The sequence below is a fragment of the Halomonas sp. 11-S5 genome (assembly GCF_029889825.1).
Lineage (GTDB): Bacteria > Pseudomonadota > Gammaproteobacteria > Pseudomonadales > Halomonadaceae > Halomonas.
In genome coordinates, this window is sequence record NZ_JARANW010000001.1 from 305,512 (window position 1) to 320,470 (window position 14,959).

Sequence of the window (14,959 nt, forward strand, 5' to 3'; positions counted from 1 at the left end):
CCCAACCGCTAGATCACCACTACAGGGAGTTCCCGATGCATCGATGGATAGCGCCTGTCGCCGGCCTGCTCGCCATGGCCCTGCTGGCCGGCTGCACCACCTACACCTGGGAAGACGGCCGCCGGGAAACCGTGTGGGGCGTACCCGCCGAGGACGAGACCAAGACCCGCGAGGAGCGCCAGGCCGAGGGCGTCGAGTACCGCGAGCCCGGCGAGATTCTCGAATGACGCCTCTGCCAGGTGCCGGTGCTATGAGCGGCGAAATACCAGGCTGAGATTGTTGGCCGGCATCTCCACCACCTTGTCGAGCATCAGTCCATGGCGCTCGGCTTCGACCGTGACGTCGTCAAGGTCACGGATGCCCCAGCGCGGGTCGCGGGCCCGGAGGTCTGCATCGAAAGCGGCATTGCTGGGCGCCGTAGGGCGCCCCTCTCGTCTGAACGGCCCGTAGAGGTAGAGCACGCCGCCGGGCACCAGAGAGCCACCGGCCCCTGCCATCAGCGCCTCGGTGACCGCCCAGGGCGAGATATGCAGCAGGTTGATGGCCACCACGGCCTCGAAGCGCTCCGCCGGCCAGTCGTCGGTCACGTCCAACTGCCGGGGCTCACGCAGGTTCGCCAGCCCCGCGGCCTCCCGCCAGGCGGCGATGGAGGCCAGTGCGCGAGGATTGGGGTCGCTGGGCTGCCAGGTCCAGCCGGGGACGGCGCCGGCAAGGTGCATGGCGTGCTCGCCACTGCCGCTGGCCAGTTCCAGCACCCGGGCACGTTCGGGCAGTACCTGCCGGAGGACCTCGAGGATCGGCTGTCGATTGCGAGCCGCGGCGGGGCTCTGCAGGCGTGGGTCGTTCATGGCTCTCCTCATGGCGGCCGCGGCTACTTCCTGCCCCGGGGCTTGCGGGAGGGGCCGGCGGCCTTCGGGCGGCCCCCCTTCGACGGCTTGGCCCCCGGTTTCTGATACCTGGGCGTCTTGCCGGCCGACGCCGGCTTGGCACCGTGGGACTTGCCATGTGCCTCCTTGCCGCCTGCCTTGCGCTTGGCGACCTTGCCCGCTGTGGCCTTCCCGCCCTCGCCGCGACGGCTCCTGCCAGGCTTTCCGGCACCCGACTTGCCGGCGCCGGCCCTGGCGCCCTTGCCCGCCTGGCGTCGGGCCGACCGGCGGCCGGGCGCCTGGGCTTCCGAGGAGGAGTGTTCGGTCATGGCGAGGATCGTCGCCACCTCTTTTGCCGTCAGGTCCCGCCAGTCCCCCGTCGCCAGCCCGTCGAGGGACACGTTCATGATGCGGATCCGCTCGAGCTTCACGACCTCGTAGCCGAACACCTCGCACATGCGGCGGATCTGGCGGTTGAGCCCCTGTACCAGGGTAATATTGAAGACGAAGCGGGACTCCTTGACCACCCGGCACTTTTTGGTGACCTCGCCGAGGATCGGTACGCCCGCGCCCATGCCGACAATGAAGTCATCGGTGATCGGCTTGTTGACGGTGACCCGGTACTCCTTCTCGTGCTGGTTGCTCGCCCTCAGGATGCGGTTGACCAGGTCACCGTTGTTGGTCAGGAAGATCAGCCCCTGGGAATCCTTGTCCAGCCGGCCGATGGGAAAGATCCGCGCGCCGTGCTTGACGAAGTCGACGATATTGGCCTTCTCGACGGGATCCGTGGTGCTGACGATGCCCACCGGCTTGTTGAGGGCGATGAACACCAGATCCTCTTCCTCAAGCGCCAGGGGCTCGACGACCCGGCCGTTGACCTTGACCACGCTGCTCGGGAACACCTGGTCACCGGGGGTGGCGCGCCGGCCGTCGATCCGCACGTTGCCCTGCTCGATGTAGCGGTCGGCTTCTCGCCTCGAGCACAGCCCGCTCTCGCTGATGTACTTGTTGATCCGTTTCGAGAGGGTCTGGGCCATGGGACGCGTCCGGGACGGGGAGGAAGGGGCCGAGGTGGCACGGCACGTAGCCGGGCAGTGTAAGGTGTGTACCGCCTCACGACCAGTGAGCCGGCCCCCGCTCCCCCGGCCTTCTTGTCCCGGGCGACAGGGACGTGTCGGGAGGATCTTGCCCGGGATCACTGCACTGCAGCATACAGTGTGCTACATCTGTACGGGTCTACTCTCCCGGCACGGAGGTAAGAGATGCCCAAGCATGCCCCCGAGGCTCGCCGTCACTGGCATGCCATGACCCCCGAGGAGGCCCTCGGGCAACTCGACACGACCCGCGAGGGACTAGGCGAAGAGGAAGCCAGGGTCCGCCTGGAGCGTCATGGACCGAACCGGCTCCAGCAGGCCAAGGGCCGGCCGGCCTGGAGGCGCCTGCTCGATCAGTTCAACAACATCCTGATGCTGATCCTGCTGGTCGCGGCCGCGGCGAGCCTCGGTCTCGGCCATACGCTGGACGCCATCGCCATCCTCGGCGTGGTACTGATCATCGCGCTGATCGGCTTCATCCAGGAGGGCAAGGCCGAGCAGGCCCTGGACAGCATCCGCGACATGCTTTCCCCGCGGGCCCAGGTGGTGCGCGGCGGCAAGCGACGGGAGATCCCGGCCGAGGAGCTGGTGCCGGGCGACATCGTGCTGGTGGAGAGCGGCGATCGGGTACCCGCCGACCTGCGCCTGCTCGAGGCCAGACGGCTGCGCGACGAGGAGGCGGCGCTGACCGGGGAGTCCACCCCGGTGGACAAGGCGGTCGCCGCCGTGGACGAGGCGACCGACCTGGCCGAGCGGGTCTGCATGGCCTATGCCGGCACCCTCGTGGTCCAGGGCAATGCCCGAGGGCTGGTGGTCGAAACCGGCGATCACACCGAGATCGGCCGCATCTCCGAGATGTTGCGCGGTGTCGAGACGCTCAGGACGCCCCTGCTGCGCCAGCTCGACCGCGCCGGTCGGGTCCTGGCGCTGTTCATCATGGGGGCGGCGGTGCTCACCGCGGCCTTCGGCGTGCTGGTCCATGGCGAGTCCGCCAGCAACATGTTCATGGCCGCCGTGGGCCTGGCCGTGGCCGCCATCCCCGAGGGCATGCCGGCCATCGTCACCATCGGCCTCGCCCTGGGGGTGCAGGCCATGGCCCGCCAGCACGCCATCATCCGCCGGCTGCCCGCGGTGGAGACCCTGGGCTCGATCTCCACCATCTTCTCCGACAAGACCGGCACCCTGACGCGTAACGAGATGACCGCCCGTGCGATCTGCCTGCCCGAGGGCGAAGTGCGTATCGATGGCACGGGCTTCGAGCCCGAAGGCGCCTTCCACCGGGTTCGCGATGGCGAGCCGCTCGATGCGCCCCTGGACCTCGACGACCATCATGCCCTTCGCCACTTCCTGAAGGTCGGCGTGCTGTGCAACAACGCCGAGCTCGCCCGGGACGAGGGACGCTGGCGGATCCACGGCGATCCCACCGAGGGCGCCCTGGTGGTGGCGGCCGCCAAGGCCGGCCTGAAGGCGGGCGAGCTGCGCGGTGACCACGACCGCCATGATGCCATTCCCTTCGAGTCCGAACGCAAGTACATGGCCACCCTCCATAGGATGGACGGCGAGCCCTACCTGCTGGTCAAGGGCGCACCGGACCGGCTGCTGCAGATGTGCCACCGGGTACGCACCGAGTCGGGCGAGGCCGACCTCGATCGTAGCGACTGGGAGGCGCGTATCCAGGCCCTTTCCGAACGCGGCCTGCGGGTGCTCGCCCTGGCCGAGAAGCGCGCCGACGGCATCACCGACCTGACCGACGCCCATGCCGAGGATGGCCTGGTGCTGCTGGGCCTGGTGGGCCTGCAAGACCCGCCCCGGGACGAGGCCATCGAAGCGGTGAAGGACTGCCTCGCGGCGGGCATCCGTCCGGTGATGGTCACCGGCGACCATGCCGTCACCGCCCGTGCCATCGCCGAGCAGCTGGGCTTCGCCCACACCGACCGCGCCCTGAGCGGGCACGAGATCGAGGCCATGTCCGACGCCGAGCTCGAGGACATCATCCTCGACGTGGACGTCTATGCCCGCGCCTCACCGGAGCACAAGCTGCGCCTGGTCACCGCCATGCAGGCGAAGGGCGGCGTCTGTGCCATGACCGGTGACGGGGTCAACGACGGCCCGGCGCTGAAGCGCGCCGACGTCGGCGTGGCCATGGGCATCCAGGGCACCGAGGCCGCCAAGGAGGCCGCCGAGATGGTGCTCGCCGACGACAACTTCGCCACCATCGTTCGTGCCATCCGCGAGGGGCGCAAGGTCTATGACAACATCCGCAAGACCATCACCTTCCTGTTGCCCACCAATGGCGCCCAGGGGCTGGCCATCATGCTCGCCGTGCTGGCCGGCAGCCTGCTGCCGGTCACCCCGCTGCAGGCGCTGTGGGTCAATATGGTGGTGGCGGTGACCCTGGGCCTGGCGCTGGCGTTCGAGGCCGGTGAGCGGGACCTGATGCACCGCGCCCCCCGGGACCCCGCCGCCCCGCTGCTCGACCTCTTCCTGCTGTGGCGGGTGGTGTTCGTCTCGGTGCTGCTGCTGCTCGGGGTGTTCGGGGTCTTCTCGTGGATCTTCAATGGTCAGAACGCCAGTATCGAGCTGGCCCGCTCCGGTGCCGTCAACATGCTGGTCACCGGCTGCGCGGCCTACCTGATCAACAGCCGCTACCTGACCCGCCACTCGCTCTCCTTCGAGGGGCTGTTCGGCAGCCGGCCAGTGTGGATCGCCATCGCCTTGGCGATGGCGCTGCAGTTCGCCTGGACCTACCTGCCCTTCATGCAGCTGGTGTTCGGCAGCGCCGCCCTGGGGCTCGGCCACTGGCTGGCGATCCTGGCCGTCAGCGTGGCGATCTTCCTGGTGGTGGAGCTGGAGAAGTGGGTGCTGCGCCGTCTCCATGGCGGGCATGGCGGGAGCGAAGGCGCCAGCGAAGCGCGTCAAGAGCACGCCGAGGTGCGCTGAGCGGTGGCGCGGCCGGGCTCACCTGCGTCGCTTGGTCCGCGCGGTGGCCTCGGCGGTCGTGGGGTCTTCGGGCCAGGGATGTTTCGGATAGCGACCGCGCATCTCGCGACGCACGTCCGCATAGCCATTGACCCAGAAGCTGGCCAGGTCGGCGGTGACCTGCAGCGGGCGACGCGCCGGCGAGAGCAGGTGCAGTAGCACCGCCTCGCGGCCGTCGGCCACCCGCGGAGAGGCCTGCCAGCCGAAGCACTCCTGAAGCTTCACCGCCAGCACCGGCGGCTTGTCCGTCAGGCACGGCGTGTAGTCGACCCGATGGCTGGCGCCACTGGGCACCGCCAGGTGCAGCGGTGCCAGCGCATCGAGCCGCGAGCGCAGCGTCCAGTCGAGGCCGTCGAGCAGGAGGCGCGCCAGCGGCAGGCGCTCGACGGCCTCCAGCCGGGTGATACCGTCGAGATGCGGGCCCAGCCACGCCTCGAGCGTTTCCAGCAGGGCCGCTTCCGACCAGTCGGGCCACGCCTCGCCCAGGACGCGGCGCAGCAGCGCCACCCTGCCCTGCAGCTGTCTCAGTTCGTCGTCCTGCGGCAACCCTCGGCGACGCAGTGCCTCGAGCAGCGCGCGGCGCACCGCCTCCGGCGGCAGCCTGCCCAGCGGCTTCCTCTCCAGCACCACCGCCCCCAGGCCACGCACCTGCTCGCCCACCAGGCGCCCCTGATCGTCGGACCACTCGAGGCGTGCCCGCCACTCGCGGGTCTGTGGATAGAGCGCTTCGAGCCGCGCTCGAGAAAGCGCCACGGCGCGGAAGATGCGCGCCCCGCTGGCCTGGCCGTCCAGCTCGGCGGCCACCAGCAGGTCGGCATGGGCCAGGGGGTGGCGCTCGGGAAGGGTCGCCAGCCCTCCGCCGGCCAGACGGAAGCGCCCCGGTTCGAGCCGTTGCGCCACCCGTTCCGGATAGGCCAGCGCCAGCAGCTCGCCCAGCGGGGCTAGGCGGGTCACCCGGAGTGCCACGCCGGCGATGCGTGCCAGGCGCTCGGCGTCGCGCAGCCACTGGTGATGCGCCCGGGGTTCGCGCAGCCTGGCCTGCAGCGCCCGCTCGAGGTCGCGCTCCCCATCCAGGCCGCGTCCCTCGAGCAGTGCCACCAGGGCACAGGCCAGGGGACGGGCCGCCAGCGCGACGGAGCGCTCCAGCATCACCGCCAGGCGCGGGTGGGTCGGCCAGCGCACGCAGGCACGCCCCAACGCGGTGAGGAGGAACGTTTCCTCCAGCACGCCCAGCCGACACAGCAGGTCACGACCGGCGGCCAGCGCCGCGGCAGGCGGTGGCGTCACCCAGGCCAGTCGATTCGGATCACTGAGGCCCCAGCGCGCCAGCTCGAAGGCCAGCGGCGCCAGGTCCGCCTGACGAATCTCGGGCTCGCCGTGGGGAATGAGCGGCTGCTCCTCGGCCCATAACCGCACACAGAGGCCAGGCCCCTGGCGACCGGCACGGCCGCGACGCTGGTCGGCGCTGGCCCGGTTGACGCGGCGCGTCTCCAGCCGGGTGAGTCCGCTGCGCGGCTGGAACACCGGCACCCGCTCCAGGCCGGCATCCACCACCAGGCGTACGCCGTCCACCGTGACGCTCGACTCGGCGATCGCCGTGGCCAGTACCACCCGCCGTCGCCCCTCGGGATCGGGACGCAGGGCGCGCCGCTGGGCCTCGAGGGGCAGGCGGCCGTGCAGTTCCATGACGGCAAGCTGTGGCGCGCGGTCGCCAAGCGCCCGCGCCAGCCGACGGATCTCCGCCACCCCGGGCAGGATCACCAAGGCATCGCCGGCCTGCTGTTCAAGGGCCTCGAGCAGCGCCCGGGCCTGCTGGGCCGCCGCGTCTTGGCGACCGCTCAGCGACCGGTAGCGGGTCTCGACGGGAAAGCTCCGCCCCGGGCAGTCGACCACCGGCGTGGCCTCGCCCAGCACGCCCAGCAGGGCCTCGACGTCGAGGGTCGCGGACATCACCAGCAGGCGCAGCTCCTCGCGCAGCCCCTGCTGGGCATCGAGGGTCAGTGCCAGGCCCAGGTCTGCCTCCAGGCTGCGCTCGTGGAACTCGTCGAAGATCACCCCGGCCACGCCCTCGAGCATCGGATCCTCCTGGAGCATGCGGGTCAGCACCCCCTGGGTCACCACCTCCAGGCGGGTCGAGGGCCCGACGCGACTCTCCCCGCGCATCCGGTAGCCGACGGTCTCCCCCGCCCGCTCACCGAGCTGTTCGGCCATGAAACCGGCGGCCAGGCGCGCCGCCACCCGCCGCGGCTCCAGCAACAGCAGCCTGCCGCCCTGGCACCAGGAGGCCTCGAGCAGCGCCAGCGGCACCCGGGTGGTCTTGCCCGCCCCGGGTTCTGCCACCAGCAGGGCGCGCGGGTGCCTCTCGAGGGCATCGAGGATGGCGTCGAGGCGGGAATCGATGGGCAGCGTCATGGCGGGCTCAGGCGGCAGGCTCGGCATCCCGGGAGCGTATGCCACATCCCTTGAGGATCACCCGAGTGAGGAAGGTGGTGATCTCCTCGACGTCGGCATCGCTGAGGGCATCACGGCCCGTGATGCCCAGCACCTGGGCCTCGAAGTCGGCGTAGTGCTGGGTGGCCGACCAGATCAGGAAGATCAGCCACACCGGGTCGACGGGATCCATCAGACCGCGCTCGGCCCACTGCTCGAATATCCGCGCCCGGGCCTGGACCCAGTCGCGCAGCTCGCCGCGCAGGTACTCCTGGAGAAAGGGCGCACCGCCGAGGATCTCGGCGGCGAACAGGCGCGAGCCCTCCGGATGACGCCGTGACAGCTGCATCTTGCTGCGGATGAAGGCCTCCAGCACCTCGGCGGGGTCATCCTCCACCGAGATGTCGTCGAGCAGGGCATTCCAACGCTCCATCATCCGCTCCAGCAGCCGCACATAGAGGCCGCGCTTGCTGCCCATGTAGTAGAGCACGTTGGACTTGGGCAGGCCGGCCTGCTCGGCAATCGCCTGGAGACTCGCCCCCCGGTAGCCGTGACGGGCGAAGACCCGCTCGGCCGCGGCCAGGATCTCGCGCTCGTTGCGCCGGCGGGTCACCCCGTTAGCCTCGCCCGGTTCTCTCGCCCCCCGCTCGGCGGGCGCGCTCCCCTCTGTCATCGGCCACCTCACTGCCCCATGGCGGATCAAAGCCAAGGATAGTGCCCCACCCCCGTGCGAGGTGCAAACGGGCTTGAAAAGCACAAGAACCTGGACCAAGCTGGAAACATTCTGACCGAATGGTCAGAAAATAAGTCTCCCGGCCCAAGGCGCTCACGCGTCTACGCATCCACGCCAACAATAGAGACAAGGCGATGATCGACTTCCTGCTCAATGGGCAGCCCCGCCACTGCATGGCCTCGCCCGATACCAGCGTGCTCGAGCTGCTGCGCGACTCGCTCGGCCAGACCGGCACCAAGGAGGGCTGCGCCTCCGGCGACTGCGGCGCCTGCACGGTGGCCATCGGCGAGGCCGGCCCCGACGGCCGCCTTCACTACCACAGCGCCAATGCCTGCATCACTCCGGCCCATCAGCTCCAGGGACGCGCGCTGGCCACCGTGGAGGGCCTGGCCCGGGGTAACACCCTCCACCCCGCCCAGGCGGCCATGGTCGAGTGCCACGGCAGCCAGTGCGGCTTCTGCACCCCGGGCATCGTGATGTCGCTGTTCACGCTCTATGAAGACCAGCACGCGGACGGTACCACGCCCCCGGCGCCGCTGACCTCGCAGCGCCTGGAGGCCGCGCTGGGCGGCAACCTCTGCCGCTGCACCGGCTACCGGCCGATCCGCGACGCGGCGCTCTCCATGGGCGACTACCCCCATCAGCGCCCCGAATGGCTGGATCTGGCGGTCGACGCCGTCCCCGAGGCGGCCGGCGACCGCGACGTTGCTTTCGTCCAGCCCGCCACCCTGGCCGAGCTGATCGCCGAACGCGAGGCACACCCCGAGGCGCCCATCGTCGCCGGCGGTACCGACCTCTGGCTCGAGGTGACCCAGCGCCTTGCACGCTTCGTGCGGGTAGTGGACGTCACCCGGGTCGCCGAGCTCAAGGCTATCGAGGAGACGACCCTGGCGGATGGCCGCGAGGGGTGGTGGATCGGCGGTGCCGTGACCTACTCGCGCCTGGAGCCGCTGCTGGCCGAACACTACCCGGCCTTTGCCCACCTGCTGCATCGCCTGGGCTCCGCCCAGGTGCGCAACCGCGGCACCCTGGGCGGCAACATCGCCAACGCCTCGCCGATCGGCGACACCCCGCCGGTGCTGCTGGCCCTGGGCGCCCGGCTGTGGCTGGCGGGCCCCGGTGAAGGTGCGGGAATGGCCGAGCGTGAGCTGCCGCTCGACGACGTCTTCCTCGGCTACAAGAAAACCGAGCTGCGCGAGGGCGAGGTGATCCGGGCGATCTTCCTGCCCCGTCCCGAGCCGAGCCGACACCTCAGGGTCTGGAAGCTGTCCAAGCGTCGTGAGGATGACATTTCGGCGGTACTCGGCGCCTTCGGCTGGCGCCTGGAGGATGGCCTGCTGTGCGACGTCCGCCTGGCGTTCGGGGGCATGGCGGCGACGCCGAAACGGGCCGCCGCGGCCGAGGCCGCCCTCGAGGGCCAGCCGCCGTCCCCCGCCGCCTTCCAGGCCGCCAGGCTCGCTCTCGCGGAGGACTTCCAGCCGATGAGCGACGTGCGCGGCAGCGCCCACTATCGCCGGCTCTGTGCCGCCAATCTACTCGAACGCCTGCGCCTGGTCATGGCACAGGAGTCGACCGACGCTCCCCGGGAGGTGATGCTCCATGCGTACGCTCACTAAGCTGGATGCTCCGTCCAGGGCGACGAACGACCTCGATGACACCACGACACGAGTGCGCGAGGAGCAGCAGGGTCGCATCAAGGGCGACGGACCCATGGCACGGGACACGGAACCCCTCAAGACCCAGGCCCCCGCGGCCAGCGGCGTTGCCGGCAGCGCCCGCGCCCACGAGAGCGCGGTCAAGCACGTCACCGGTCGCGCCGCCTATATCGACGATATCGCCGCCCCCGCCGATGCCCTCCACCTGGCCCTGGGGCTCTCGCCGGTGGCCCATGGTCGCCTGACTCGCCTTGACCTGGCGGCGGTGCGTGCGATGCCCGGCGTGGTGGACGTGGTCGCCTTTGCCGATGTGCCGGGGCACACCGATATCGGCCCGGTCTTCCCCGGCGACCCGATCTTCGTCGAGTACGAGATCAGCTACGCCGGCCAGGTGCTCTTCGCGGTGGCGGCCGAGACCCATCGCGCCGCCCGGGAAGCGGGCATGGCGGCGCTCGTGGAGATCGACGAGCAACCGGCGAGCCTCGACCCGGTGGCCGCCGCCGAGCGCGGCGAGGCCGTGCGCCCCACCCATGTCCAGCAGAGCGGCGACTGGCAGCGCTCGCTGGCGGACGCGGCCCATGTCATCGAGGGCGAGCAGTTCGTCGGCAGCCAGGAGCACTTCTACCTGGAGGGCCAGGCCTGCCTGGTCCAGCCCACCGAGGACGAGGGGGTGATCGTCCATACCTCCAACCAGCACCCCAGCGAGACCCAGAAGCTGGTCGCCGAGGTGCTGGGCATCCCCTTCCACGCGGTGACCGTGGAGGTACGTCGGATGGGCGGCGGCTTCGGCGGCAAGGAGACCCAGGCCTCGCCCTGGGCCTGCATCGCCGCGCTGGTGGCCCGGCGCACCGGGCGCACCACCCGCCTGCGCCTGCCCCGCGCCGAGGACATGCGCGTCACCGGCAAGCGCCATCCCTTTCACAACCGCTACCGGCTGGGCGTGGACGCGGCGGGCGTGATCCAGGGCGGCGAGTTCACCCTGATCGGCGACTGCGGCTATTCCCCGGATCTCTCGGACGCCATCGTCGACCGGGCCATGTTCCACGCCGACAACGCCTACTCCCTGGGCGAGGCGCGTGTCGCCGGCCACCGGGCCCGCACCCACACCGCCTCCAACACCGCCTTCCGCGGCTTCGGCGGCCCCCAGGGCATGATGGTGATCGAGGCGGCGATGGATGACATCGCCAGACGCCTCGGCGAGGACCCGCTGACGATCCGCAAGCGCAACCTCTATCGCCCCGGGCGCGAGACCACCCACTACGGCCAGACCGTCGAGCAGGTCGCCCTGCTGCACCATGTCGTCGAACGGCTCGAGGCGAGCAGCGACTACTGGGCACGCCGCCGGGACATCACCGACTTCAACGCACAGAGCCCGGTGATCCGCCGTGGCCTGGCGCTGACGCCGGTGAAGTTCGGCATCTCCTTCACCGCCAAGCACCTCAACCAGGCCGGTGCCCTGCTGCACGTCTATACCGACGGCAGCGTGATGATCAATCACGGCGGCACCGAGATGGGCCAGGGCCTGCACACCAAGATCTGCCAGGTGGTGGCCCGCGAACTGGCGCTGGACCTCGACACGGTACGCATCACCGCCACCCGCACCGACAAGGTGCCCAACACCTCGCCCACCGCCGCTTCCAGCGGCGCCGACCTCAACGGCATGGCGGCTCGCGATGCCTGCCTGAGCCTCAAGGCGCGGCTGTTCGACTTCGCCAGCGAGCACCTTTATCCAGATCAGGACCTGGAACGCGAGGGCATGCGCCTGGAGGCCGGTCATCTGGTGGCCGGCACCGGCGAGAGCGAGCGGCGCATCCCCTGGGGCGAGCTGGTCCAGGCCGCCTATCTCGGGCGGGTGTCGCTCTCCGAGAAGGGTTTCTACGCCACGCCGCTGATCCACTACGACCGCACCACCGGCCAGGGGCGCCCCTTCTACTACTTCGCTTATGGTGCGGCGGTCAGCGAGGTCAGCGTCGACACCCTGACCGGCGAGTATCAGGTGGACCGAGTCGACATCCTGCATGACGTGGGCGACTCCCTGAATCCGGCCATCGACATCGGCCAGGTGGAGGGTGGCTTCATCCAGGGCATGGGCTGGCTGACCAGCGAGGAGCTCAGGTGGAACGACGCCGGCCAACTGATCTCCGACGGGCCGGCCACCTACAAGATTCCCACCTTCGGCGACCTGCCAGAGATCTTTAACGTCGAGCTGCTCGAGGGGCACCCCAACTCCATGGCCAGCATCTATCGCTCCAAGGCGGTGGGCGAGCCGCCCTTCATGCTCGGCATCTCGGTGTGGGCGGCGCTGCGCGATGCCCTCGCGAGCCTGGCCGACTACCGCGAGGCGCCACAGCTCGACACCCCGGCCACGCCGGAGCGGGTACTGCTGGCCGCCGAAGCGCTGCGCCACCGCGGGGAGTCGACGCCATGAGCATGCAGGCGGAGAGCTGGCATGCTGCGCTGCACCGGCTGCAGCGCGAAGGCCTGCCCCATGTCCTGGCCACCCAGGTGACCAGCGCCGGTTCCACGCCCCGGGAGCCCGGGGCGCGCATGGTGATCACCGCCGATGCGGTCTACGACACCCTGGGCGGCGGCACCTTCGAGTGGCAGACCATCGCGGCGGCCCGCCGACGCCTGGCAGGCCCCGATGGCGAGTGCGAGGCCGGCATGAGCCTGGAGGCCTTCAGCCTGGGCGGGCGCAGCGGCCAGTGCTGCGGCGGCTTCGTCAACGTGCTGCTCGAGGTCTTTCCCGGCAGCACCACCACGCTGGCGGTCTTCGGCGCCGGTCATGTGGGCCGGGAACTGGTGCGTCTGGCCGCCCCGCTGCCCTGGCGAGTGCGGTGGCACGACAGCCGGGCGGACGCCTTCCCCGCCTGGGCGTCGGACCAGCCGCGCCTCGCCTGTCACCCTGCCCCCGACCCGGCCGAGGCCGTGGCCGCCCTGCCGCCCGGCGTCCACGCCCTGGTGCTGACCCATGACCACGCCGAGGACCGCGCCCTGGTGGATGCCCTGCTCGCCCGCGGCGACACGGCCTCGCTGGGCCTGATCGGCTCGAGGAGCAAGTGGGCCAGTTTCCGCGCCCGGTTGCGCGAGGCCGGACATGGCGAGGAGGCGCTCGCCGGCGTGCGCTGCCCCATCGGCACCGCGGCGGGCCGGAATCAGGGTGAAAAGCGGGGCGGCGACAAGACGCCCTACGCCATCGCCATCGCCGCCATCGCCGAGCTGCTGCCGCTGATCGAGTCGCCCGAGCGAGGCGATCAGCGCGGCCTAGACCCGGCCGAGTTGCGCAGCATGCTCACCGATGAGCCCCACAAATAGGGAAGGAACCAGGGGCGCCGGGGGGAGGCCGAAGAGGAGGTCCTACGCCATGGATGGCGTCGGTAGCGTACAGGGAGGTATTCACAGCGCTTCCTCGCAGGCCTGCCCCCGTGTCAGCCCCGGTGTGACGAATAACGATGAGCCCTGACGAGATGACCCATAACGATTCGCGCGTGCTGCGCGCCGAACTGCTGAGCTTCGATGCCGACCCCGGCGAGGCCGATACCCCCGCCGAGGGCAGCGTGCGCCACCACCCGGATGGCGCCCTGTGGATCGAGGACGGCCACATCCGCGCGGTGGGCGACCATGCGCGCCTGGCCCCCGAGCTCCCCGACGGGATCGAGGTGATCGACCATCGCGGCAAGCTGATCATGCCTGGCTTTATCGACAGCCACGTGCACTACGTGCAGCTGGAGATCATGGCCTCGTACGGCCGACAGCTGCTCGACTGGCTGGGCGACTACACCTTCCCCGAGGAGTGTCGCTTCGCGGCGCGGGAGCATGCGGAGGCGCTGTCGGAGGCCTTCCTCGACGAGATGCTGAGGGTCGGCACCACCACCGCCCAGGTGTTCTGCTCGAGCCACCCGGTCTCCGTCGATGCCTTCTTCTCGGCCAGCCGCCGACGCGGGCTGCGCATGCTGGCCGGCAAGGTGCTGATGGACCGCCATGCCCCCGACGCGCTCTGCGACGACACCCTCGGCGGCATCCGCGACACCGAGCGGCTGATCGGCGACTGGCACGGCAAGGGGCGGTTGGGCTACAGCCTGACCCCGCGCTTCGCCCCCACCTCCAGCCGGGCCCAGCTGGACGCCACCGGGGGCCTGATGCGCAACGACCCGAGCCTGTGGCTGCAGACCCACCTGGCCGAGAACACCGGCGAGCTCGACTGGGTCGCACAGCTCTTCCCCGACAGCCGCGACTACCTGTCGGTCTACGAGGAGTCGGGCCTGGTGGGCCCACGCAGCACCTTCGCCCACGGCATCCACCTGGACCAGGCGATGCGCGGCCGGCTCGCCGACCGGGGGGCGAACCTCGCCTTCTGCCCGAGCTCCAACCTCTTCCTCGGCAGCGGCCTCTTCGACCGCCTGGCGGCCCGCGAGATGGGCCTCAACATCACCTACGCCAGCGACGTGGGCGGCGGCACCGACCTCTCCGGCCTGGCCACGCTGAAGGCCGCCTACCAGGTGGGCCAGCTGCGCGGCCAGCCGCTCACCGCCTGGCAGGGCTTCTACGGGCTGACGTTGGGCAACGCCCGGGCGCTGTCGCTGGACGGCCACATCGGCCGCCTCGCCCCGGGCATGGAGGCCGACCTGGTGGTGCTCGACCCGGCCGCCACCCCGCTGCTGTCACGGCGCACGGCCCGCAGCCACTCGCTTGCCGAGACGCTCTTCGCGCTGATGATGCTGGGCGACGATCGCTGCGTGGCCGAGACCTGGGCCGGCGGACACCTCCAACATCAGCGGGACCGCTGATCAGCGATCCCCATGGCCGCCGCGCTTATCAAGGAAAATGACGTCCGGGAGCCCTTCGAAGTGATCATCCGACGTCACCAGTACTGATTCGGAAAAACTCGCCGTGGCATAGATGATCGCGTCGGCGAAGGAGAGTCGATGCTCTAGAGCCAGGTCGGCGGCGAGCAGGGCGATGGCGCCATCGAATGTTACTACCCTGGCACTCTCCGTGGCGGCGATGACCTCAAGTGCCCGTGGCTCGCCCACCTCCCGCTTGACCCACTTGTAAAGCTCGAACTGCACGGCAGTTGGTACCACCAGTGCTTAGGAGCCTGTCGGACTTAACGCTGATCTACTGCGAGAACCGGTCTTTCGGCCAACTTCATTCGATCTGATTCGTTAAATAGCGGGCTATTCGCCTCATCAGATCGATAAA

General features: G+C 70.2%; 11 protein-coding genes. 6 read left to right on the forward strand and 5 right to left on the reverse strand.

From position 1 onward, the window contains the following. The first annotated feature begins 35 nt into the window (after window positions 1-35). The gene (locus OP497_RS01450) at window positions 36-227 is read left to right on the forward strand and encodes a hypothetical protein (protein WP_280546008.1); all 192 of its coding nucleotides are present in this window, start codon (window positions 36-38) and stop codon (window positions 225-227) included. 21 nt (window positions 228-248) lie between these two features. On the opposite strand, the gene OP497_RS01455 is transcribed toward OP497_RS01450, so the two are convergent. Both OP497_RS01455 and rluF read right to left on the reverse strand, forming a co-directional pair. Continuing rightward, window positions 249-848 carry a DUF938 domain-containing protein gene (locus OP497_RS01455; RefSeq protein WP_280546009.1) on the reverse strand — a complete coding sequence of 200 codons (600 nt, stop codon included), beginning with the start codon at window positions 846-848 and terminating at the stop codon, window positions 249-251. 23 nt (window positions 849-871) lie between these two features. Further along, window positions 872-1,903 carry a 23S rRNA pseudouridine(2604) synthase RluF gene (gene rluF / locus OP497_RS01460; protein ID WP_280546010.1) on the reverse strand — a complete coding sequence of 344 codons (1,032 nt, stop codon included), beginning with the start codon at window positions 1,901-1,903 and terminating at the stop codon, window positions 872-874. 225 nt (window positions 1,904-2,128) lie between these two features. Between rluF and OP497_RS01465 the strand changes: the two genes are divergently transcribed. Then, window positions 2,129-4,900 (forward strand): HAD-IC family P-type ATPase, encoded by a 2,772-nt coding sequence (locus OP497_RS01465; RefSeq protein WP_280546011.1) that lies wholly within the window; start codon window positions 2,129-2,131, stop codon window positions 4,898-4,900. Between the two features lie 18 nt (window positions 4,901-4,918). Here OP497_RS01465 and hrpB read toward each other — a convergent pair whose 3' ends face one another. Both hrpB and OP497_RS01475 read right to left on the reverse strand, forming a co-directional pair. Next, window positions 4,919-7,351, reverse strand: a complete 2,433-nt coding sequence (gene hrpB, locus OP497_RS01470) for an ATP-dependent helicase HrpB (RefSeq protein ID WP_280546013.1) — start codon at window positions 7,349-7,351, stop codon at window positions 4,919-4,921. Between the two features lie 7 nt (window positions 7,352-7,358). After that, window positions 7,359-8,042 carry a TetR/AcrR family transcriptional regulator gene (locus tag OP497_RS01475; protein ID WP_280546014.1) on the reverse strand — a complete coding sequence of 228 codons (684 nt, stop codon included), beginning with the start codon at window positions 8,040-8,042 and terminating at the stop codon, window positions 7,359-7,361. 194 nt (window positions 8,043-8,236) lie between these two features. Here OP497_RS01475 and xdhA point away from each other — a divergent pair, with 194 nt between their 5' ends. The 4 genes from xdhA (at window position 8,237) to guaD (ending at window position 14,544) form a co-directional block, all read left to right on the forward strand. Next, window positions 8,237-9,718, forward strand: a complete 1,482-nt coding sequence (xdhA, locus tag OP497_RS01480) for a xanthine dehydrogenase small subunit (RefSeq protein WP_280546015.1) — start codon at window positions 8,237-8,239, stop codon at window positions 9,716-9,718. After that, window positions 9,702-12,185, forward strand: a complete 2,484-nt coding sequence (xdhB, locus tag OP497_RS01485; protein WP_280546016.1) for a xanthine dehydrogenase molybdopterin binding subunit — start codon at window positions 9,702-9,704, stop codon at window positions 12,183-12,185. Before xdhA ends, xdhB begins: the two co-directional genes overlap by 17 nt. After that, window positions 12,182-13,072 carry a xanthine dehydrogenase accessory protein XdhC gene (gene xdhC / locus OP497_RS01490; RefSeq protein WP_280546018.1) on the forward strand — a complete coding sequence of 297 codons (891 nt, stop codon included), beginning with the start codon at window positions 12,182-12,184 and terminating at the stop codon, window positions 13,070-13,072. Before xdhB ends, xdhC begins: the two co-directional genes overlap by 4 nt. Window positions 13,073-13,224: 152 nt before the next feature. Then, the gene (guaD, locus tag OP497_RS01495; protein WP_280546019.1) at window positions 13,225-14,544 is read left to right on the forward strand and encodes a guanine deaminase; all 1,320 of its coding nucleotides are present in this window, start codon (window positions 13,225-13,227) and stop codon (window positions 14,542-14,544) included. On the opposite strand, the gene OP497_RS01500 is transcribed toward guaD, so the two are convergent. Further along, the gene (locus tag OP497_RS01500) at window positions 14,545-14,841 is read right to left on the reverse strand and encodes a type II toxin-antitoxin system VapC family toxin (RefSeq protein WP_280546020.1); all 297 of its coding nucleotides are present in this window, start codon (window positions 14,839-14,841) and stop codon (window positions 14,545-14,547) included. Between the last annotated feature and the right edge of the window lie 118 nt (window positions 14,842-14,959).

What these genes read in the sequence shown, in the direction of transcription:
- OP497_RS01475 (WP_280546014.1), bottom strand. Translation starts at nt 8,042, where the DNA reads ATGACAGAGGGGAGCGCGCCCGCCGAGCGGGGGGCGAGAGAACCGGGC.
- xdhB (WP_280546016.1), top strand. Translation starts at nt 9,702, where the DNA reads ATGCGTACGCTCACTAAGCTGGATGCTCCGTCCAGGGCGACGAACGAC.
- guaD (WP_280546019.1), top strand. Translation starts at nt 13,225, where the DNA reads ATGACCCATAACGATTCGCGCGTGCTGCGCGCCGAACTGCTGAGCTTC.
- hrpB (WP_280546013.1), bottom strand. Translation starts at nt 7,351, where the DNA reads ATGACGCTGCCCATCGATTCCCGCCTCGACGCCATCCTCGATGCCCTC.
- rluF (WP_280546010.1), bottom strand. Translation starts at nt 1,903, where the DNA reads ATGGCCCAGACCCTCTCGAAACGGATCAACAAGTACATCAGCGAGAGC.
- OP497_RS01455 (WP_280546009.1), bottom strand. Translation starts at nt 848, where the DNA reads ATGAACGACCCACGCCTGCAGAGCCCCGCCGCGGCTCGCAATCGACAG.
- OP497_RS01450 (WP_280546008.1), top strand. Translation starts at nt 36, where the DNA reads ATGCATCGATGGATAGCGCCTGTCGCCGGCCTGCTCGCCATGGCCCTG.
- xdhA (WP_280546015.1), top strand. Translation starts at nt 8,237, where the DNA reads ATGATCGACTTCCTGCTCAATGGGCAGCCCCGCCACTGCATGGCCTCG.
- OP497_RS01465 (WP_280546011.1), top strand. Translation starts at nt 2,129, where the DNA reads ATGCCCAAGCATGCCCCCGAGGCTCGCCGTCACTGGCATGCCATGACC.
- xdhC (WP_280546018.1), top strand. Translation starts at nt 12,182, where the DNA reads ATGAGCATGCAGGCGGAGAGCTGGCATGCTGCGCTGCACCGGCTGCAG.